The organism is Pseudomonas sp. LBUM1662 (assembly GCF_059695915.1).
Genome location: NZ_CP166793.1, coordinates 2410328 through 2429112 on the forward strand (window position 1 = coordinate 2410328; position 18785 = coordinate 2429112).

An 18785-nucleotide genomic window follows, 5' to 3' on the forward strand; every position below is an offset into this window, starting at 1 on the left:
GCGATGACCCAAAAGCACGGCTGTGCGGCGCTGCTCCTGCTGTGTGCGGGGAGCGTTCCGTTGCCGCTGGCGGCGGTGACCAGCCAGAGTTTTCAGGTCAGCGCCACGATCACCGCCGGGTGCCTGGTGGTGGGTGGCGTATCGAATTACGGCAGCCTCAACTTCGGCAGTCAGTCAGCCCTGGCCACCAGCACCGTGCAGGTGGCGTTGAGTGCTGGTGTGCAATTGCAATGCACACCGGGGGTGACGATGAACATGAGTGTCGATGGCGGCCAATACAACAACAGCGGGCGGCATATGCAGCTCACCACCGGCAGTAACCGCGTGGCGTATCAGCTGTTTCGCGATGCGGCGTTCAGCCAGAGCCTGGGGATCGGCCAGAGTGTCGCCGTGGCTTACACCGATGCCAATAACATCAGCCTGCCGATTTATGGACGGGTGCAATTACCAGGCAATCAGCCTGGGGGGACGTACAGCGATGTGCTGCAAGTGCAGGTGTCGTGGTAACGCGTCGTTTTGAATAAGGAGCAGGCCTATGAGTTCACCTTCGCAGCGGCATTGCGTCATGCGTTGTGCGGTGTTGGTGATGATGTTACTGGGGGCAGTCAAGGTGCAGGCGGCCAGTTCGGTGCTGATCTGGCCGATCGACCCGGTGCTGGAGGCCGATCAACAGGCCAGTGCCTTGTGGCTGGAAAACCGCGGCAATGAGACCGCCAACCTGCAGATCCGGGTGTTCGCCTGGAGCCAGAGCGGCTTCAACGATCAGTATCAGAATCAGCGCGATGTCATCGGCAGCCCGCCCGTGGCGAAGATTGAACCCGGTCAGAAACAACTCGTGCGCCTGACCCGCACCCGGGAGATTCCGCCGGGGCAGGAACTGGCTTACCGCATCATCATCGATGAAATTCCCTCGGCTAAAACCCCGGCTTCCGAAGACGGCAAGACCGCTGCGGCGATTCGTTTTCAGATGCGTTATTCGGTGCCGCTGTTCGCCTATGGCGCCGGGCTGTGGAGCAAGGAAGACACCACCCGCCAACGTGATCCCAAAGGTGTCGGCTTGCCGGATCTGAGCTGGCGCACGGTGGCGGTGGACGGTCGGCCCTATGTCGAGGTGCGCAATCAGGGCGCGGTGCATGCACGACTGACCGATGTGGCGCTCAAGCAAGGCAGTCAGACCCAACCGTTGGTGGAAGGCCTGCTGGGTTACGTGCTGCCCGGCGCAATCATGCGCTGGCCGGCACCGGGAACGATGGCCGCCAATCCGGCGTTGCAGGTGCGGGTCAATGGCGCGCCGCAGGTCCAGAGCATCACCCCGGCACGTTAATCACATCCCCTGTAGCAGCTGCCGAAGGCTGCGTTCGGCTGCGAAGCAGTCGTGAAACCTGTGCACACGGTTTTGTTGATGCACCGCGGTGCCTGATCAAGCGACTGCTGCGCAGCCGAACGCAGGCTTCGCCAGCTGCTACAGGGGTTGTGTGAGTGGTGACAAGGAGGGATCTGTCCATAGACGGACCTAATGCGCGAATGAGCCAACGCCTGGCTCGCAGTTTCCAGCGGCCGTTGTGGGCAGTGAGCTGCGTGTACTGGCTGGTGTTCGCCCCTCAAGCCGGGGCCGGTGACCTGCCGCCCCCGCCCAGCGGCATGGAGGCTGTGGCCGATGCACAGTTGTTTCTGGAATTGGTGGTCAATCAGATGAATACCGGACGAGTCGTGGCGGTGGAGCAGCGCGGCGGACGCTTCTTTCTGCCCGCGAGCGCGTTGAAGGACAGCGGCATCAAGCTGCCTGAAAACACCGGCCCCGAAGTCGACCTCGACAGCCTCAAGGGCTTGCACAGTGAGTACGACAGCGGCGCTCAACGGTTGCTGCTGGAGGTGCCACCGGACTGGTTACCGGAGCAGTTCGTCGGTAACCGCCAGGCCTATCCGCGAACGCCAGCGCTGAGCAGTTTCGGCGCCTTGCTCAACTACGACCTGTACCTCAACGACACCGATGATGCCGGCACCTACCTCGCGGCGTGGAACGAAGTGCGGCTGTTCGACAGCTGGGGCACGCTGTCCAACACCGGGCAGTATCGCCGCACATTGTCGGGGGAGGCGGTGAGTACGCTGAGCAATGGTTATCTGCGCTACGACACCACCTGGCGATACTCCGATGACGAGCGATTGCTGACCTATGAGGCCGGCGACCTGGTCAGCGGCGCCTTGCCCTGGAGCAGCTCGGTGCGGCTTGGCGGCGTGCAGGTGTCCCGCGACTTCGGCGTACGCCCGGACCTGGTGACCTATCCGTTACCGCAATTTGCCGGTGAAGCGGCAGTGCCGTCCTCGGTGGACCTGTTCATCAACGGCTACAAATCCAGCAGCGCCGAACTGCAACCCGGGCCCTACACACTGACCAATATCCCGTTCATCAACGGTGCCGGTGAAGCGGTGGTGGTGACGACGGATGCGTTGGGCCGACAGGTCTCAACCACCGTGCCGTTCTACGTTACCAGCAGCTTGCTGCAAGAAGGCCTGAGCGATTTTTCCGTGGCGGCGGGCACCTTGCGCCGGGACTACGGGATTCGCGATTTCAGCTACGGCCCCGGTGTCACGTCCGGCAGCCTGCGTTACGGCTTGAGCGATAACCTCACCCTGGAAAGCCATGCCGAAGCCTCGGACTCCCTGAGCCTCGGTGGCGTGGGCGGCAACCTGCGGCTGGGCAATTTCGGGGTGCTTAATACCGCGCTCAGCCAAAGCCGTTTCGACGGCGAAAGCGGTCAGCAACTGAGCCTCGGTTATCAGTACAGCAGTCAGCGCTACAGCTTCTCCTGGCAACGCCTGCAACGTCGCGACCAGTACGCCGACCTGACCGTAATCGACAGCCCTTACACCACCCTGAGCACACGCAGCGAACAAGCGACGCTGAGTATCAACCTCGACACCTGGGGCAGCCTCGGCGTCGGTTATTTCGACGTGCGTGCGGCGGATGATTCGCGCACCCGGCTGCTCAACCTGACCTGGAGCAAACCCTTGTGGCGCAACAGCAGTTTCTACCTGTCGGCCAACCGCGAAATCGGTGACAGCAACTGGGCGGTGCAGGCGCAGCTGGTGATTCCGTTCGATCTGCGCGGCAGCCTGGCCATCAGCAACGAGCGCAGCAAGACTGGACAAAACCAGCAGCGAGTCAATTACAGCCGTGCGGTTCCCACCGAAGGCGGGGTGGGCTTCAACCTCGGTTACGCCCATGGCGACGGCCCGGATTATCGTCAGGCCGACCTGACCTGGCGCCTGCAATCGGTGCAGTTGCAGGCGGGTGTCTACGGCAACAGCGACGCTGAAACCCGTTGGGCCGATGCCAGCGGTTCGCTGGTCTGGATGGACCGTCAGGTGTTCGCGGCCAACCGGATCGACGACGCGTTTGTGGTGGTCAGCACCGAGGGCTACGCAGGCATTCCCGTGCGTTACGAAAACCAGCAGGTCGGCCAGACGGATCGCAACGGCCACTTGCTGGTGCCGTGGAGCAGCGCCTATTACCGCGGCAAATACGAGATCGATCCGCTGAACCTGCCGGCCAACGTGCGCAGCCCCAATGTCGAGCAGCGGATCGCGGTACGCCGGGGCAGCGGTTATCTGCTGCAGTTTCCGCTCACCAAGGTGATCGCTGCGAGCATCGTGCTGGTGAATGCGCAGCAACAGGAATTGCCCTTGGGCAGCAATGTTGCGCACGAGCAGAGCGGCGCACAAACCGTGGTCGGTTGGGACGGTCTGGTGTACCTGGAAAACCTCCAAAAGCAAAATAGCTTGCGGGTGACCCTGGCGGATGGAACGACCTGCCAGGTGCAGTTCGCCGTGGACTTGAATCAGGAACAGATTCCATTGATCGGTCCGTTGGTGTGCCAATGAAATGGCTGATGTTGTTGGCGCTGTGGCTGCCGGGTGGCGCCTGGGCGCTGTGCTCGGTGGTCAGCACCACAGCGGCGGGGTTCGGTTCCCTGAGTTCGATTGCGGTGCGCACCACGGCTCAAAACAGTTCCACCCCCAATGCGGGGTTGAGTTGCAGCGGTTCACTGCTGTCTTTGCTGACCAATAATGACCACTTCTACGCCACTGTCTCGTCGACTCAATCCGGCTTGCTCGGGCCGACCGGGGACGTTATCGGCTATACGTTGTATGCCGACAACAGCACCAGCTATCCGATCAACCGGGCCGTGGCATTCGATTTCGCCCGCAATGGCATCATCGATGCGCTCGGTCTGCTGGGCAGCGTGATACCGAAAACCGCGCCCGTTTATTTGCGCACGACCATCGGCAGCAACGTGGCAGCGGGCGTCTATAGCGAGACCCTGAGTATTTTCTGGAACTGGAATTATTGCGCGGGCATCGGTGCCGGCAGCATCTGCCTGGGGCGCGACATCGGCAATGGCACGGCGACGGTAACCGTCAACATGACCGTGGCCAACGACTGCACCATCACCGCGCCGAACATCAGTTTCGGCAGTGCGCCGGTGGTCAGCGCCTTCACGGCTGTCACCGGTCAGACCATCAACCTGGCCTGCACCAAGGGCAGCGCCTATACCGTGGGGCTGGACGACGGCCAGCATGCGGCCGGTATTGGCGGGCGTAGACAGATGATCTCCGGCGCCAATTACCTGGCCTACGACATCTTCAAAAGTGCCGGCACTACCCGCTGGGGCAATATCGGCAGCGCGCGCCGGGCCAGTTCCGACGCGGAGGTGAACCCTGGTAATGGCTTGGGCACGGGCAGCCAGGTGTTTAACTACAACGCAAAAATCTACACCGACCAGACCACACCGCCGGCCGGGACCTATCTGGACAATGTGATCCTTGATGTCGGGTTCTAACCAAGCTCTCCGACCCGTAGCAGCTGCCGAGCAGCGCGAGGCTGCGTTCGGCTGCGAAGCAGTCGCAAAATCAGGCAACCGGTTCTTTCAGGAAAACCGCGTAACCCGGGTTTACGACTGCTGCGCAGCCGAACGCAGCCTCGCGCTGCTCGGCAGCTGCTACGGGGGGGAGCATTCCAGTCGAAGAACTACCGCTCGATACTGCGATTCCACCGCGCATTCCATGCCGGGCGCTGTTCGTTGACCTGATCCCAATCAATCGCAATCGCGGTGGTCAGGTACTGCTTCATCGCCTCGACCTGGCCGCGTGTCTTGTCGGTGGTCGGCGTGTTCGGGTTGGACGGGATCTGGTCGCCATCCTCCAGCGCAGCGGCCTGGGCTTCAGGTGTCAGCAAAAACGCAGCGAGTTTCTGCGCCAGTTCCGGCTGGGTGTTGTTGGCGATGGCGCATTCGGCCACGTTGAGCACCACGGAGCCTTCCTTCGGCTGCGCGTATTCCACCGGCATGCCTTTGAGCTTCAGCGCGGTGACCTGAGTGGGCGTCAATGGGAACAGCGCCGCTTCGTCGGTCTGGAGCATTTCGGAAATCTTCGCCGAGCTTGGAATGTATTCCAGCACGTTGCGTCCGACGGTGTTCGGCCAGGCATTGAAGCCCGGTTCGACGTCGGTTTCGCTGCCGCCCTGGATCCGGTTGAACATCAGGAAACCGTGCAGGCCGAAGGTCGAGGACGCCATCGACTGGAACACCAGTTTGTCCTTGAAGCGCGGGTCGGCCATGTCCATCCACGAGGTCGGCGCGGCCCAGCCTTTCTCCTTGAACAGCCGCGTGTTGTACGCCAGCCCGGTCACGCCGAGGCTGACTGCCACCGCTTGATCCTTGATGCGACCCTTGGCCGGAATCTGTGCCAGCGGCGCGCTGTCTTCAAGTTTGTCGCACAAGCCCATGGCGATGGCGCGGTACATGATGCCGTCGTCGAGGAACATCACGTGCATCTGCGGGTTGCCTTTGCTGGCCTGGACCTTGGCGAGGATATCGGCGGAAGTCCCCGGCACGATCACCACTTTGACGTTGTTGGCTTTCTCGAACACCGGCAGCACCTTGTCGGCGTAGAGCCGCTCCATGGTCCCGCCGTTCATGCCGAGATAAAGCGTGGGTTCGGCCTGGGCCTGGGTGACTGTGAGCAGGGCAGTCAGACAGGAGAATCCGAGCAGAGCACTACGTTTGACGTTATTCATTGGCGCGACCTTCCTCTATCAAGCAACGGAGATGGAGTGAAACCGGGTGATGGAAAACGCATCCAGTGGCGTCTTGGAGGCGCCGCTGCAGATGATCTCGGTGAGCGCCTGGCCCACCGCCGGGCCGATCTGGAAACCCGCGCCGGCAAAGCCGAAAGCGTGCAACAGACCGGGCCGGGTGCTGCTATGCCCGATCACCGGTTGGCGATCAGGCAGATAACCTTCGGTGCCGCTCCAGGTACGAATCGCCTGGGCACCTTCAAGAAACGGGTAGAGCTCGACGGCCTGACGCAGGATCTCGATCACGGCGTGCTGGCCGGGGCGGGCGCGGGCGTCATCGAGGGCAAAACCCTGGCCGCCGCCGAGCACGCAATTGCCGCGCGCCACCTGACGGGCATAGATGCCGCCACCCTCGACGCCGGTGCTGGCATTCATCACCAATGGCAACGGCTCGGTGACCAGCATCGCCGGATGGCCGGCGTGCATCGGCACTGCTTCGCCAAACTGTGCAGCCAGGTGTCCAGCCCAGGCCCCGGCGCAGTTCAGCAGCCAGGGCGCGTGCAATTCGAGGCCGGATTGAGTGCTGACACTAAAGCGCTGACCGTCATGTTCCACTGCCGTCACTGCGCATTGTTCATGGACCTGTGCGCCATGCCGACGGGCTGTTTGCGCGAAGGCAGGGGACACCAGGCGCGGGTTGGCGTGGCCGTCGTCGGGGCAAAACGATGCGCCCACCGCGACGTCGCCGACCCAGGGAAAACGCGCGCGCAATTCACTGCGGTCGAAAACCTGCAAATCGAGGCCGAAGCCCTGGCTGCTGACGGCATAGTGCTGCAAGGCGTGCAGATCGTTGAGGCTGCGGGCCAGTTTCAAGTGACCGCTGCGCTGGTATTCGCCGTCGATGCCGATCAGTTGCGGCAACTGCCCCCACAACTCGTGGGCCCGTTGCGACAACGGTAGTTGCGACAGCGGGCGGCCCTGACGCCGCACGCCGCCGTAGTTCACGCCGCTGGAATGCGAGCCGCAAAAGTCGCGCTCCAGCAGCGCAACTCGACGACCGGCCTTGCTCAGAAACAGCGCGGCCGAGGCCCCGACAATGCCGCCGCCGATGATTACCGCATCGACTTCGATCATGGCTCGACCTCCAGGCCAAACGGCAGCGGCTTGATCGGCGCCTGTGCCCGCAATCGACCGATCTCAGACACCGGGCGCCGGCTTTCGCAGGCAATGATTTCCGCCGCCGCGGCGCCGCACATCCGGCCCTGACAGCGGCCCATGCCAATGCGACAGTGGGCTTTGACCCGATTGATTTCCCAATGACCTTCGCGCACCACTTGGCGGATCTCGCCGGCGCGCACTTCTTCGCAGCGGCAGACCATCACCTCATCGACGGTTTCGCTGGCCCAGTGTTCGGGAAAGGCGAAGGCGCGCTCAAGTCCGTTGCGGAATTCACCGATGCGTTGCAGGGAGCGTTCAAGGCTGTCGGGACGTTGCGGCGGGATCAGGTAACCGATGTCTTCGAGCAACGCCAACGCCGCCCGTTCACCTGCCATTTCAGCGGCGTCGGCACCCATGATGCCGGCGCCGTCACCGGCCAGGTAAACCTCGGCGACACTACTGCGGCCGGCGGGGTCACGCTGCGGCAGCCAGGCGCGGTTGAGTGGGTTCCAGGCGAATGCGCAGCCGAGCAAATCGGCGAGTTGGGTTTCACTGCGCAGGCCATGGGCGAAGGCGACGGCGTCGCAATCGATCTGCTGCTCGCCTTTTGCGTTGGACCAGTCCAGCGAGTGCACACGCTGTTCGCCATTGATGCGTTTCAGGGTTGCGCCCTGACGCACCGGGATGCCGTGGGCGGTCAGCCAGCTGCGGTAATAGATGCCTTTGGCCAGCGTGGACGGTTGCGACAGCAGGCCGGGTAGGGCGCGGGCTTGTGCGCTGAAAGGCGAGCTGTCGAGTACCGCGACCACCTTCGCGCCGGCCTTGGCGTATTGATACGCCACCAGGTACAGCAACGGGCCGCTGCCGGCGAACACCACGCGTTCGCCGATGGCGCAACCCTGGAATTTGAGCGCGATTTGCGCGGCGCCAAGGCTGTAGACCCCCGGCAACGTCCAGCCCGACACCGGAAGAATCCGGTCGGTGGCACCCGTGGCGACGATCACGCGGGAGAATTCCAGTCGAGCGGCACGGCCTTCATGCAAGGTGTCCAGCGCACCGTCTTCGGCGTTCCAGACCAGCGTCTCGGGACGGTAATCAAGGTGCTCGCGCAGTGCGTCGATGGTCTGATGCAACGCACTGGCCTTATTCGCCTCGAAGCCATACAGCTTGACCGCCGAGCGCTTGAAGTTCGCCGGCTGGCGCCGATAAATCTGCCCGCCGCCGCGTGCCGCTTCATCCAGCAACACCGGACGAACCCCATGCGCCACCAGCGTTTGTGCGGCACGAATTCCCGCCGGGCCAGCGCCGATAATGACCACCGAATTCATACCCACCTCATGTGTGAACGCCGCTGAACCCCTGTGGGAGCGGGCTTGCTCGCGAAGGGGGCGGCCCATTCAACATGAGTGGAGACTGACAGACCGCTTTCGCGAGCAAGCCCGCTCCCACAGGGGATCTCGGTTCTGCGGGTAGAGAATGTGTTCATAGGGAACGCCCCGGTTCGCGGCTGATGTGTTGGCCGTTTTCAAGCAGCGTCGAGCAGGCGCGTACGCGGCGGCCATCGCCCAGGCGGACCCAGCAGTCCTGGCAGGCGCCCATCAGGCAGAAGCCGGCGCGGGGTTCGGCGCTGAAGTCGCTGCCGCGCAGGTGTTCGCTGCAGGTCAGCACGGCGGTCAGCAGGGTGTCGCCGAGCAGGCCGCTGGCCGGTTCACCGTCCAGGGTAAATTCCACAGCCGGGCGGTCGCCTTCGGCCAGTCGTTTCAACAGTGCCATGGCGCCCTCATTGTTTACCCACCAGCACCCGATCCAGGCCATACACCCGATCGAGCAGAATCATCGTCAGCGCAGTCAGCCCGATCACCAGTGCCGACACCGCCGCCATCATCGGGTCGATGGATTCGGTGGCGTAGACGTACATGCGCACCGGCAGGGTTTGCGTGGCTGGCGAGGTGACGAAGATCGACAGCGTGACCTCGTCAAAACTGTTGATGAATGCCAGCAACCAACCCCCGGCCACCCCCGGCAGAATCATCGGCAAGGTGATTTCCCGGAACAGCGTGAAGCGCCCGGCACCGAGCGATTGCGCCGCGTGTTCGGCGCTGCGATCCAGGCCAATGGCCGAGGCCAACACCAACCGCAGCACATACGGCGTGATCACCAGCACGTGGGCGAAGATCAGCCAGGCAAAGCTGCCGTTGACGCCCATCAGCGCAAACAGACGCAACAGCGCCACACCCAGCACCAGGTGCGGAATGATGATCGGCGACAGAAACAAGCCGTTGAGAAAATCCCGCCCGGGGAACTCGAAACGCGTGATCGCCAGTGCCGCCGGCACTGCAATCAGCGTGGCAATACTGGCCGCGCAGAACGCCAGAATTAGGCTGTTGTAGAACGCATCGACAAAGTCGGCACGCTCGAACACCGCGCGGAACCAGCGCAGGGAGAACTCCGTGGTCGGCAGGCTCAGGGTGTTTTCCGGGGTGAAGGCCACGAGGCACACCACCACCAGCGGTGCGAGCATGAACAGCACCACCAGGGCATGGAACAGCAGGGCGAAAGGACCGTTCTTGGACATGACGAGTTATCCCAATGACTTCTTGTAGCGGCCTTCGATCATCCGGTTCCACGACAGCATGATCAGCAGGTTGAGCAACAGCAGCGCCACCGCGATGGCCGCGCCCATCGGCCAGTTGAGCTCCGACAGGTATTGGTCGTAGATCAGCGTCGCGACCATTTTCAGGCGACGTCCGCCGAGCAGGCCCGGAATGGCAAAGGAACTGGCGGCAAGGCCGAACACGATCAAGGTGCCGGACAGCACGCCGGGCATGATCTGCGGCAACACCACTTGGCGCATCACCGTGAAGTGACTGGCACCCAGCGACAAGGCAGCTTGTTCGGCGGCGGGATCGAGTTTTTGCAACGAGGTCCAGACCGGAATAATCATGAACGGCAGCATCACGTGGACCAGCGCAATCACCACCGCAAACGGCGTGTACAGCAACTTCATCGGCGAGCCACCGAAGGCTTGCAGGGTCTGGTTGACCAGGCCGTCGGCACCGAGCAGCAGGCTCCAGCCGAAGGCGCGCACCACCACCGAAATCAGCAGCGGCGTGAGGATCAGAATCAGGAAAATCGAACGCCAGGGCGCGCCCATGCGGCTGAGGATGTAGGCCTCGGGCACACCGATCACCACGCAGAGCAGGGTGGTCAGGGCGCTGATCCACATCGTGCGCAGGAAGATCTCGTAGAAGTACGGGTCGCCCAGCAAGCTGCTGTAGTGATCGAGGGTGAAGGCGTCGCCGTTGATCCCCGAGCTGTAGTCGAAAACATTGAACGACAGCACCAGGGTCAGCAGCAGCGGGATGATCAGCAGCCCGAGGTACAACGCCAGGGCCGGTGCCGACAGCCAGTAACCCTGGCGCCCTTGGCGAATGGCGGCAAGCGTACTCATGCCGGCACCTCGTCGACGGTCAGCACCCGCAGCAACGTCGCGTCCCAATCGAGCCCGACCGCTGTGCCTTCGGTCAGTGGTGCCGAACCGTCGTTGCGGCGCACCACACTGAGTTCGCCCAAGGTCGTCGACACGCCGTACAACCATTGGCTGCCGAGGAAGAAACGGCTGACGATCTTGCCTTGCAGACGGCCTTGGCCGAGGTCGCGCAGATCGATTTTTTCCGGGCGCAGGCTCAGGGTCAGTTCACCGCCGCTGCGTACCTGGACCACGCCTGCGTCATCACGCTCGCCGGGCAGCAAATTGGCTTTGCCGACGAACCCGGAAATGAACTCGGTGCGCGGGTGTTCGTAAAGGGTGTAAGGCGCGTCGATCTGGGTGATGCGCCCGGCCTGCATCACCACCACGCGGTCGCTGATGGACAGCGCTTCGGACTGGTCGTGAGTCACCATCAACGTGGTGATCCCGACTTCGCGCTGGATGCGGCGGATCTCGAATTGCATCTCTTCGCGCAGGTTGGCGTCGAGGTTGGACAGAGGCTCATCGAGCAGCAGCACCGGCGGCTCGATCACCAAGGCTCGGGCCAGCGCGACACGCTGGCGCTGGCCGCCGGAGAGTTCTCGCGGGTAACGCTCGGCGTGCTGATTGAGGCGCACCAGTTTCAGCACCCGATCGACACGCTGCTGCAACTCAGCGGCGGGCACTTTGCGCATCCGCAAGCCGAAGGCGACGTTGTCTTTGACGCTCATGTGCGGGAACAGCGCGTAACTCTGGAACACCACGCCCAGGCCACGGCTGGCGGGTTTGGCGTGGGTGATGTCGCGACCGTCGAGCAGGATGCGCCCGCTGCTGACTTCGACGAAGCCGGCGATCATTTGCAGGGTGGTGGTTTTGCCGCAGCCGGAGGGGCCGAGCAGGGACACGAATTCGCCTTTCTCGACCGAGAGATTGGTGGCGACGACGGCATCGATCTCGCCGTAACGTTTGCCGAGTCCTTCAAGTTGCACAAAAGCCATAACTGCGCTCCACCTGAGATTGTTATGCGTCGCCCGAAGGCGCGCTTTTTTGTATGGGCAGATACGAAAGATGTTGCTGGGTGCGTTGGCGCTCGACTTCAGTCGGCTGCCGCTGTTGTTCGAATCGCCCCTGTCTGGACGCAGAGTAGGACGAAGAATAGGATGGGCTCAATGGCCTATTTCACTGAAGCGATGACTATTTTCAGTTTCATTCAGTGAGTAAATTTATTGTCGAGAAATCACATGCCTGATTCCATTGAGCGGAATGAAAACAAAAATGAAGTCGGTGTCGGCGCTGTGTCACGACTGTTCGCCGTGCTGCGAAGCCTGGGCGACACCGTCGAGGGCGGTGAGCGAGTGACGCAACTGGCGCAGCGCATCGGCCTGTCGCAACCGACCACGCACCGCTTGCTGCGCAGCCTGATGGACGAAGGCATGGTCGAGCAGGATGCACGCACTAAACGCTACCGTCTGAGCCTGGAGTTTTTTGCGCTGGCGGCGCGGGCCGGCAACACCGGAAACCTGCGCGAACTGGTGCGACCTTCGTTATTGCGGCTGTCGGCTTCGTTGGGGGATTCTTTGTTTTTGCTGGCGCGCAGCGGCTTTGATGCGATCTGTCTGGACCGCAGTGAAGGGCCGTTTCCGATCCGCACCTTTACCGGCGACATCGGTGGGCGGGTGGCACTGGGTGTGGGGCAGGGCAGCCTGGCGATTCTGGCGTTTCTGCCGGAAGAGGAGCGCGACACGGTGATCCATTACAACCTGCCGCGGCTCAAGGATTTTCACCTGTACGACGAGGTGTTCCTGCGTTCGGAAGTCGAGAATGTGCGCACACTGGGTTACGCCGGACGCAACACCGGTGTGCTGCAAGGCATGGCCGGTGTGGCGGTGCCGATTCTGGATCGGGAAGGACGGGCCGTGGCGGCGTTGAGCGTGGCCACGGTGAGTGATCGCCTGGGACCGGATCGTTTGCCGACGGTGGTGGAGATGCTCAAGCGCGAAGCGGCGCTGATCGGGCCGCGGATCAATCCGTTTGATCCGTTGTTGCGCAGACCATCCCAAGTATTCGGACAGGGCTGAGCACTCTGTCCAAATAACCACTGAACCCTGTGGGAGCGGCGGTGCGACGATTCGACTTGCTCGCGAAAGCGGTTTGTCATTCAACATTGATGTCGACTGATCCGGCGCTTTCGCGAGCAAGCCCGCTCCCACAAGGGGGATTGTGGTGAAGGTCAGAACTGGGTGGTTTGCTTGAGCATCTGCGCCGCCGGTGTATCGCTCGGGCTGACCATCGCATAGTTGTAACCAGCGCCGGACCAGTACTCGGCCTGCAACTCGCCATCGCTGCGACTGCCCCGAGGCAACAGGTTGTTTTTCGGCCCTGGTGGTCGCACGTAGAAGCTGATTTTGTGTCCGCCCTGATCCTCGTAGACCACCATCGCTGCCGGCCCTTGCTCGGTGCTGAGCAAACGACCGCTGACCGGTTTGAAGCCTGAGCCCGACAGGTCCGGCAGGCGATTGGCGTGAGAGAAATAACGGTCGAGCCAACCCTGCATGTCGCCGTCGTCGCTGACCTTGTAATCGGCCGGCAGGATGCCTTGCTGGGCGATCAAGCGATAAGCCTGCATCGCATCGGTCATCGGCGGCGGCGCGCCGACCAGCGTCATTTCCCGCGCTTGCCAGCCGCTCAATCCGCCCACGCTGACGGCAATCAACAGCACCGCCGCGCTGGCCAGGTGACGGCGCGACTGGCGTTTGATCCGTTGACGGATCAACGCCGGGTCGAGGTCCGGGTTGGCGGTGTAGTGCAACGCGCCGCTCATGGCCGCGCGCAGTTGTTGGGCATCCTGCTGCCAGTCGCGTACTTGCGCGGCGGATTCAGGATTGCTCGCCAGGTAAGTCTCGACCAGGCGTCGGTCGGCGTCGTTGAGTTGATGATCGACGTAGGCGTGCAGGTCGCGTTCGCTCGGGGGGATGCTGATCATTTGAGTATCCGCAGAGAAGGGCTGGTGATTTCGCCGTCGCTGAGTTGGCGCAGGGCCTGACGGGCGCGGGACAGGCGGGACATCACGGTGCCGGTCGGGACGTCGAGAATCTCGGCGACCTCTTTATAACTCAAACCTTCCACCGACACCCAGAGCAGCAACGCGCGCTGTTCAGTGGTGAGCTGGTCGAAGGCCTGCAGGGTGGATTGGGCAATCACGGTGCGCTCTACCGACGGCTCGGCATCGTCACGACCGGTAAAGAATTCGAGCATCCGCGCGTATCGCCGGGTGCGTCGATGAGCGTCGAGAAACTGCCGATAAAGAATCGAAAATAGCCAGGCGCGCAAGTCGCCTTCGGCGCGTTTGTCGCCCCAACTCGACAGGGCGCGCTCCAGGCTCGACTGCACCAGATCGTCGGCGCTGCTGGGGTTGCGCGTCAACGACACGGCAAACCGGCGCAATCTGGGAATGATTTCTCTGAGTTGTTCGTCGATATCGTTCATGAAGTTCTGACTAGTCACTACGCTGTGGACTAGGAAGACGCCCGGAACCTGAGGTTATTCCACGCCTGGAAAAATAAATACGGGGCGATGGAATAAAGCGGGGTGGCGTACGTCTGCTTGGTTCTTCTTACTTGTGGCCGATGGCCCCGGAGTCATTCATGGTAGATCGATCATCACCGCCCCCCCGGCCACCTTTGAGTGCTGCGAGCCTGGTATTTCGCCTGGCCGGCATTGCTGTGGTCGTCGCTGTTTTGGCCGGGGCTTTTGCCTACGTCAACGGCACATTCGACCCACAGCGCTTGACGCCGAAAAAGCTGATCAATGTGCTGGAAACCAACAACGGCGTGCACCCCGGATTTCGCCGTAACCACGCCAAGGGCGTCTGCGTGATCGGGCATTTCGAAAGCAGCAGCGAGGCGCGCAATTATTCCAGTGCCCAAGTCTTCAGCGAGCCACAGACCCCGGTGGTCGGGCGTTTCGCGCTGCCCGCCGGCAATCCCTACGCACCTGACAGCAGCGTGCCGATCCGCAGTATGGCGTTGCGTTTCACTCAAGCTAATGGTCAGCAATGGCGCACCGGGATGAACAGCATGCCGGTGTTCCCGGTGGGTACGCCTGAAGCGTTCTATCAATTGCAGCAAGCGCAATCGCCAGACCCGGCCACCGGTAAACCCAATCCTGCTGCCGTGCCGGCGTTTTTCGGTTCGCATCCGGAAGCCGCACCGTTCCTGGCGTGGATCAAAACTGCCAAGCCGTCGGCCAGTTATGCGACGGAGACGTACAACAGCGTCAACGCGTTTTACCTGGTGAACGCGGCCGGTCAGCGCCAGGCGGTGCGCTGGAGCATGACGCCGATTGCTCAGGATGCGGCGGGTGCCACGGCGCCTGAAGGGGCTGACTTCCTGGAGAAAGACCTGGTGCAGCGTTTGTCCGCCGGGCCGCTGCGTTGGCAGTTGAACATCACCCTGGCGAACGCCGGTGACCCGGTCAACGACGCGAGCAAGGCCTGGCCTGACGGTCGCAAAGTGGTGAACGCTGGCACCTTGGTGCTGGAACGTACCCAGCCGCAACTCGATGGCGAGTGCCGCGACATCAACTACGACCCGCTGGTATTGCCGGCCGGAATCGAAGGTTCCGACGACCCATTGCTCGCCGCGCGCTCGGCGGGTTACGCCAGTTCCTATCTGCGCCGCACCAGTGAAGTCAAACAGTTGCCTGCCGCCAACGCTAAACAGGAGGCTCATCAATGAGCGCTCAACCGAACCATTTCGCGCCGTTGGCGCGGCTGCTGCATTGGCTGATGGCGCTGATGATCATCGCGATGCTGTTTATCGGCGCGGGCATGGTGGCCTCGGTGTCTGAACGGCATGAGTGGCTGATCCATCTGCACAAACCGTTGGGCGTCGCGATTCTGTTGCTGGTGATTGTGCGTCTGGTGGTGCGTTTTTCCACGCAGCAACCACCGTTGCCGGCGGACTTGCCCGGTTGGCAGGTGCTGGCGGCGAAGGCCTCGCATGTCTTGCTGTACGTGCTGATGCTGATTTTGCCGCTGCTGGGCTGGGCGATGATCTCGGCGGCAGGGGACCCGGTGATGCTCAGCAACTCGTTCCAGCTGCCGTCGATCCTGCCAGCCAATGCGCAGATGTTTGCGTTTTTGCGCAAGGCTCACGGGTATCTGGCGTATTTGCTGTTTCTGACTGTGTTGTTGCACTTGGCGGCAGCGTTGTTTCACGGTTGGGTGCGGCGTGATGATGTGCTGGACAGCATGTTGCGAGGAAAGGATCGCGGCTGAATGAGTCATGGCTGCATGCCGGGCATGCAGCCATCGAGGGCGATCAGCGCAGGGTATCGATCATGTCGGCAACGGTCGTCAGCACGTCCTTGCCCAGCTGCTTGGAGCGCTTGCCCGACCAGCCGGTCAGTGCGTTGGGCGCGTCATTGTTGTCCTTGAAGGGCATTTCCAGGGTCACCGACAGGCAATCGAATTTCTGACCGACACTGTTGCAAGCCAGCGTCATGTTGGCCTTGCCCGGTTCGTCGCGGGTGTAGCCGTGCTTGGTCTGGAAGTCCTTGGTCAGGTGTTTCAGATGATCGCGGAAGTGGGTCTCGAGTTTTTCAATCCGCGGCGTATAGCCCGGGTTGCCTTCGCAACCGGCGGTGAACACGTAGGGGATTTCTTCATCGCCATGGATGTCGAGGAACAGGTCGACGCCATACTTTTCCATTTGCTGTTGTACGAAAAAGACTTCCGGGCTGATTTCCTGGCTGGCGCTCTGCCAGGCGCGGTTCAGGTCCTGGCCCATGGCGTTGGTGCGCAGGTGGCCGTGGAAGGCACCGTCCGGGTTCATGTTCGGCACCAGGTACAGGTCGGCGCTGGCCAGCAGTTTGTTCAGGACCGGGTCGTCGTGCTTTTCCAGGCGTTCGATCACGCCTTCCATGAACCACTCGGCCATGTGTTCGCCGGGGTGTTGCTGGGCGATCATCCAGACTTTGCGCTGACCTTCGGCGCCGGTGCCTTTGCGTAACAATTGAATATCACGACCTTCCGCGCTTTTGCCGGTGGCTAACAGTTCGGTGCCGGCCTTGGTCAGCGCCTGTTCGATCAGCCAGTCATGACGGCCACGGCTGTAGGGTTCGAAATAGGCAAACCAGGCATGGGTCGCCGTCGCTTCGAGGCTGAAACGCAGGCAGTCACCTTCGAAGATGGTCGGCACGCGGAACCAGTTGACGTGGTCGTAGGACGCCACGGCCTGATACCCGTCCCAGGCCTTGTTATACGAGGACTTGCTGGCATTGTTCAGACGAAACCAGTGCTCCTGGCCGACGTGCAGACCGCTGGCCTTGAAATGGAACCACTGGAAATGTTGGCTGCGTGTGTCGGGTTTGATGGCCAGCAGGGCTTGAAGTGGATTGCTGATGTCCAGCACTTCAATGTTGCCGCTGTCAAAATTTGCACTGATGTCGAAAGAGGATTTAGCCACGGTCATAGTCGATTCCTGAATATGATTTTTATGGCTGCTACTTTACACGCTGGGAGGGGGAAAATCGGGGGAAATTGCGGGGTAAAAGGGGGGCGTCTTCCTTGACGCAGACGCAGCTTAGAGACTGTGCGATTGATTCTCAAGTGCTATTTTTCATTAGTTTGGGCCAATGAAGCCGGGCTTCTCTTGCCAATGGATATTCTTTTGATATCATCCGCGCCAATCGAATTCGCAACATCCAAAGACTTCATTAGCCTGAAGCCAAAGCCAGAATAACTGGCAAAAAAAAGACCCGGCAAAAAGCCGGGTCAAAAACCGTGATTAGCCTGATGAGGAGATAGTCCAGGAGACCGACCTAAGGTCCCTTGGTCCATCGACTGATCTCGCGACCAGCTGCATGCAATAATAATCATTCTCGTTTGCAAGTCAAATGATTTTATCTGCGCGATTGGAAAATTCTTTCCCGTCCTCTCGAAAAGTACGTCCGCTTCAGACGCTATGTCCCTGTAAAGAGCGATCAATCATCGCCTTGGCCATGTCGATCATGTGCACCGTCGAAAAGGCCAGGTCTCGACTCGCGCCGTGCAGGTTGCTGGCCGACTCGTAGGCCGTCGCCGCGGCACACCGCAACAGATCCGATGCATGCACCAGCGCCTCTTCACCGCTGACAGCAGGGTTCACATCAAAAAATCGCTCCTCGACCACCGCGTCTGACACAGTTGGTTTCAAGTAATAGTCCAAGGCTTTTTGCGCGGCGGCGTTGCCTTTGGGCGAGGTGAGGGAGGTGTCTATTTGCATATCCGACAGGTCATTGCTGGGTAACGTCATGGTGATGGGAAGCTCCGTGATAGATTCAGATCCGTGAACCAATCCTAGTACGAACTGTATTTGTGACGAGAATTTAAATACTACAATTTGTGTTTTGTTGCTTGGAGTCCGCGACGTATCGTGCCGCCCATGGATAAATGGATTGAGTTGGTCAAAGCCAAGATGAGTGAACTCAAAGTCACTCAGGAAGTACTCGCCGATCGCCTCGGGATGTCCCAGGGCGGTGTGGGTCACTGGCTGAATAAACGCCGTCAGCCGAGCATCGAAGACATGAATCGTGTCTTGCGGGCGCTCGGGATGGATTTTCTGGAAGTGGCGATGGTGATTCGGGAGCCCTTGGTGCTACAGGACGACGAGATGTCCCTGACGCACAAGTACAACCCGTACTTCCGTTACCCGGTCAGTGACTGGCGCGTGCCTGCCGAGGTGCGTGACGGCGAGCTGGCGGTCTACGGCAAGCCGCGATTCGAGCTGACCGATTACCACGCTCAGGGCGCGGCTTTCTGGCTCGAGGTGGTCGGCGACGCGATGACCGCGCCGAGCGGGATCAGCATCGCCGAGGGCATGATGATCCTGGTGGACCCGGCCATTGTGCCGGGGCCCGGAAAACTGGTGATCGCGCAATGGGCGGACAGTGTCGAAGCAATCTTTCGCAAGCTGATCGAAGAGGGCGGGCAGCGTTACCTGGTCCCGCTCAATCCGACGTATCCGAAAGCCCTGTTCACCGAAGAGTGTCGAATTCTCGGCGTAGTGGTTCAGGCAACGGCCAAGTTCTAATCAGATCGGT

General features: G+C 61.4%; 19 protein-coding genes. 8 read left to right on the forward strand and 11 right to left on the reverse strand.

The window, feature by feature from the left end; translation table 11 throughout:
* The first annotated feature begins 3 nt into the window (after positions 1 to 3).
* From ACA049_RS10905 to ACA049_RS10920, 4 genes are all read left to right on the forward strand, one after another.
* Entirely contained in the window at positions 4 to 507 is a 504-nt protein-coding gene (locus tag ACA049_RS10905) for a Csu type fimbrial protein (protein ID WP_497335304.1), read from the forward strand.
* A gap of 28 nt (positions 508 to 535) precedes the next feature.
* The gene (locus tag ACA049_RS10910) at positions 536 to 1324 is read left to right on the forward strand and encodes a fimbrial biogenesis chaperone (protein WP_497335306.1); all 789 of its coding nucleotides are present in this window, start codon (positions 536 to 538) and stop codon (positions 1322 to 1324) included.
* Positions 1325 to 1524: 200 nt separating this feature from the next.
* The gene (locus ACA049_RS10915) at positions 1525 to 3882 is read left to right on the forward strand and encodes a fimbria/pilus outer membrane usher protein (RefSeq protein WP_497335308.1); all 2358 of its coding nucleotides are present in this window, start codon (positions 1525 to 1527) and stop codon (positions 3880 to 3882) included.
* Positions 3879 to 4841 carry a Csu type fimbrial protein gene (locus ACA049_RS10920; RefSeq protein WP_497335310.1) on the forward strand — a complete coding sequence of 321 codons (963 nt, stop codon included), beginning with the start codon at positions 3879 to 3881 and terminating at the stop codon, positions 4839 to 4841. The genes ACA049_RS10915 and ACA049_RS10920 overlap by 4 nt, the downstream gene beginning before the upstream one ends.
* 188 nt (positions 4842 to 5029) lie before the next feature.
* On the opposite strand, the gene ACA049_RS10925 is transcribed toward ACA049_RS10920, so the two are convergent.
* The 7 genes from ACA049_RS10925 to ACA049_RS10955 form a co-directional block, all read right to left on the reverse strand.
* Positions 5030 to 6076, reverse strand: a complete 1047-nt coding sequence (locus ACA049_RS10925) for an ABC transporter substrate-binding protein (RefSeq protein ID WP_497335312.1) — start codon at positions 6074 to 6076, stop codon at positions 5030 to 5032.
* 18 nt (positions 6077 to 6094) lie between these two features.
* The gene (locus ACA049_RS10930) at positions 6095 to 7210 is read right to left on the reverse strand and encodes an NAD(P)/FAD-dependent oxidoreductase (RefSeq protein ID WP_497335314.1); all 1116 of its coding nucleotides are present in this window, start codon (positions 7208 to 7210) and stop codon (positions 6095 to 6097) included.
* Positions 7207 to 8562: an FAD/NAD(P)-dependent oxidoreductase gene (locus ACA049_RS10935; RefSeq protein WP_497335316.1), complete on the reverse strand. Its 1356-nt coding sequence runs from the start codon at positions 8560 to 8562 to the stop codon at positions 7207 to 7209. Before ACA049_RS10935 ends, ACA049_RS10930 begins: the two co-directional genes overlap by 4 nt.
* A 154-nt stretch (positions 8563 to 8716) precedes the next feature.
* A complete protein-coding gene (locus tag ACA049_RS10940) occupies positions 8717 to 9007 on the reverse strand; it encodes a (2Fe-2S)-binding protein (RefSeq protein ID WP_497335318.1) in 291 nt (96 codons plus the stop codon).
* A gap of 7 nt (positions 9008 to 9014) precedes the next feature.
* Positions 9015 to 9809 carry an ABC transporter permease gene (locus ACA049_RS10945; protein WP_077749753.1) on the reverse strand — a complete coding sequence of 265 codons (795 nt, stop codon included), beginning with the start codon at positions 9807 to 9809 and terminating at the stop codon, positions 9015 to 9017.
* 6 nt (positions 9810 to 9815) lie between these two features.
* A complete protein-coding gene (locus ACA049_RS10950; protein WP_010458758.1) occupies positions 9816 to 10685 on the reverse strand; it encodes an ABC transporter permease in 870 nt (289 codons plus the stop codon).
* Positions 10682 to 11701, reverse strand: coding sequence for an ABC transporter ATP-binding protein (locus ACA049_RS10955; RefSeq protein ID WP_497335320.1), 1020 nt, complete (start codon positions 11699 to 11701; stop codon positions 10682 to 10684). Before ACA049_RS10955 ends, ACA049_RS10950 begins: the two co-directional genes overlap by 4 nt.
* Positions 11702 to 11944: 243 nt before the next feature.
* Here ACA049_RS10955 and ACA049_RS10960 point away from each other — a divergent pair, with 243 nt between their 5' ends.
* Positions 11945 to 12781 carry an IclR family transcriptional regulator gene (locus tag ACA049_RS10960; RefSeq protein ID WP_497335322.1) on the forward strand — a complete coding sequence of 279 codons (837 nt, stop codon included), beginning with the start codon at positions 11945 to 11947 and terminating at the stop codon, positions 12779 to 12781.
* Positions 12782 to 12933: 152 nt separating this feature from the next.
* On the opposite strand, the gene ACA049_RS10965 is transcribed toward ACA049_RS10960, so the two are convergent.
* On the reverse strand, positions 12934 to 13686 hold the full coding sequence (locus tag ACA049_RS10965) for an anti-sigma factor family protein (RefSeq protein ID WP_497335324.1): 753 nt from the start codon (positions 13684 to 13686) through the stop codon (positions 12934 to 12936).
* On the reverse strand, positions 13683 to 14189 hold the full coding sequence (locus ACA049_RS10970) for an RNA polymerase sigma factor (protein WP_109629333.1): 507 nt from the start codon (positions 14187 to 14189) through the stop codon (positions 13683 to 13685). Before ACA049_RS10970 ends, ACA049_RS10965 begins: the two co-directional genes overlap by 4 nt.
* A gap of 158 nt (positions 14190 to 14347) precedes the next feature.
* Between ACA049_RS10970 and ACA049_RS10975 the strand changes: the two genes are divergently transcribed.
* Together ACA049_RS10975 and ACA049_RS10980 are read left to right on the forward strand one after the other, a co-directional pair.
* A complete protein-coding gene (locus ACA049_RS10975; protein ID WP_497335326.1) occupies positions 14348 to 15439 on the forward strand; it encodes a catalase family peroxidase in 1092 nt (363 codons plus the stop codon).
* Positions 15436 to 15981: a cytochrome b gene (locus ACA049_RS10980; protein WP_497335328.1), complete on the forward strand. Its 546-nt coding sequence runs from the start codon at positions 15436 to 15438 to the stop codon at positions 15979 to 15981. Before ACA049_RS10975 ends, ACA049_RS10980 begins: the two co-directional genes overlap by 4 nt.
* Positions 15982 to 16024: 43 nt before the next feature.
* On the opposite strand, the gene ACA049_RS10985 is transcribed toward ACA049_RS10980, so the two are convergent.
* The gene (locus tag ACA049_RS10985) at positions 16025 to 17176 is read right to left on the reverse strand and encodes a M14 family metallopeptidase (protein WP_497335330.1); all 1152 of its coding nucleotides are present in this window, start codon (positions 17174 to 17176) and stop codon (positions 16025 to 16027) included.
* 483 nt (positions 17177 to 17659) lie between these two features.
* Positions 17660 to 17998: a DUF6124 family protein gene (locus ACA049_RS10990; protein WP_497335332.1), complete on the reverse strand. Its 339-nt coding sequence runs from the start codon at positions 17996 to 17998 to the stop codon at positions 17660 to 17662.
* A gap of 129 nt (positions 17999 to 18127) precedes the next feature.
* On the opposite strand from ACA049_RS10990, the gene ACA049_RS10995 reads away from it, so the two are divergent.
* A complete protein-coding gene (locus ACA049_RS10995) occupies positions 18128 to 18775 on the forward strand; it encodes a LexA family protein (RefSeq protein ID WP_497335334.1) in 648 nt (215 codons plus the stop codon).
* The last annotated feature ends 10 nt before the right edge of the window (positions 18776 to 18785 follow it).

Coding starts and splice junctions, on each gene's coding strand:
- ACA049_RS10905 (WP_497335304.1), top strand. CDS start 4: ATGACCCAAAAGCACGGCTGTGCGGCGCTGCTCCTGCTGTGTGCGGGG.
- ACA049_RS10910 (WP_497335306.1), top strand. CDS start 536: ATGAGTTCACCTTCGCAGCGGCATTGCGTCATGCGTTGTGCGGTGTTG.
- ACA049_RS10915 (WP_497335308.1), top strand. CDS start 1,525: ATGAGCCAACGCCTGGCTCGCAGTTTCCAGCGGCCGTTGTGGGCAGTG.
- ACA049_RS10920 (WP_497335310.1), top strand. CDS start 3,879: ATGAAATGGCTGATGTTGTTGGCGCTGTGGCTGCCGGGTGGCGCCTGG.
- ACA049_RS10925 (WP_497335312.1), bottom strand. CDS start 6,076: ATGAATAACGTCAAACGTAGTGCTCTGCTCGGATTCTCCTGTCTGACT.
- ACA049_RS10930 (WP_497335314.1), bottom strand. CDS start 7,210: ATGATCGAAGTCGATGCGGTAATCATCGGCGGCGGCATTGTCGGGGCC.
- ACA049_RS10935 (WP_497335316.1), bottom strand. CDS start 8,562: ATGAATTCGGTGGTCATTATCGGCGCTGGCCCGGCGGGAATTCGTGCC.
- ACA049_RS10940 (WP_497335318.1), bottom strand. CDS start 9,007: ATGGCACTGTTGAAACGACTGGCCGAAGGCGACCGCCCGGCTGTGGAA.
- ACA049_RS10945 (WP_077749753.1), bottom strand. CDS start 9,809: ATGTCCAAGAACGGTCCTTTCGCCCTGCTGTTCCATGCCCTGGTGGTG.
- ACA049_RS10950 (WP_010458758.1), bottom strand. CDS start 10,685: ATGAGTACGCTTGCCGCCATTCGCCAAGGGCGCCAGGGTTACTGGCTG.
- ACA049_RS10955 (WP_497335320.1), bottom strand. CDS start 11,701: ATGGCTTTTGTGCAACTTGAAGGACTCGGCAAACGTTACGGCGAGATC.
- ACA049_RS10960 (WP_497335322.1), top strand. CDS start 11,945: ATGCCTGATTCCATTGAGCGGAATGAAAACAAAAATGAAGTCGGTGTC.
- ACA049_RS10965 (WP_497335324.1), bottom strand. CDS start 13,686: ATGATCAGCATCCCCCCGAGCGAACGCGACCTGCACGCCTACGTCGAT.
- ACA049_RS10970 (WP_109629333.1), bottom strand. CDS start 14,189: ATGAACGATATCGACGAACAACTCAGAGAAATCATTCCCAGATTGCGC.
- ACA049_RS10975 (WP_497335326.1), top strand. CDS start 14,348: ATGGTAGATCGATCATCACCGCCCCCCCGGCCACCTTTGAGTGCTGCG.
- ACA049_RS10980 (WP_497335328.1), top strand. CDS start 15,436: ATGAGCGCTCAACCGAACCATTTCGCGCCGTTGGCGCGGCTGCTGCAT.
- ACA049_RS10985 (WP_497335330.1), bottom strand. CDS start 17,176: ATGACCGTGGCTAAATCCTCTTTCGACATCAGTGCAAATTTTGACAGC.
- ACA049_RS10990 (WP_497335332.1), bottom strand. CDS start 17,998: ATGACGTTACCCAGCAATGACCTGTCGGATATGCAAATAGACACCTCC.
- ACA049_RS10995 (WP_497335334.1), top strand. CDS start 18,128: ATGGATAAATGGATTGAGTTGGTCAAAGCCAAGATGAGTGAACTCAAA.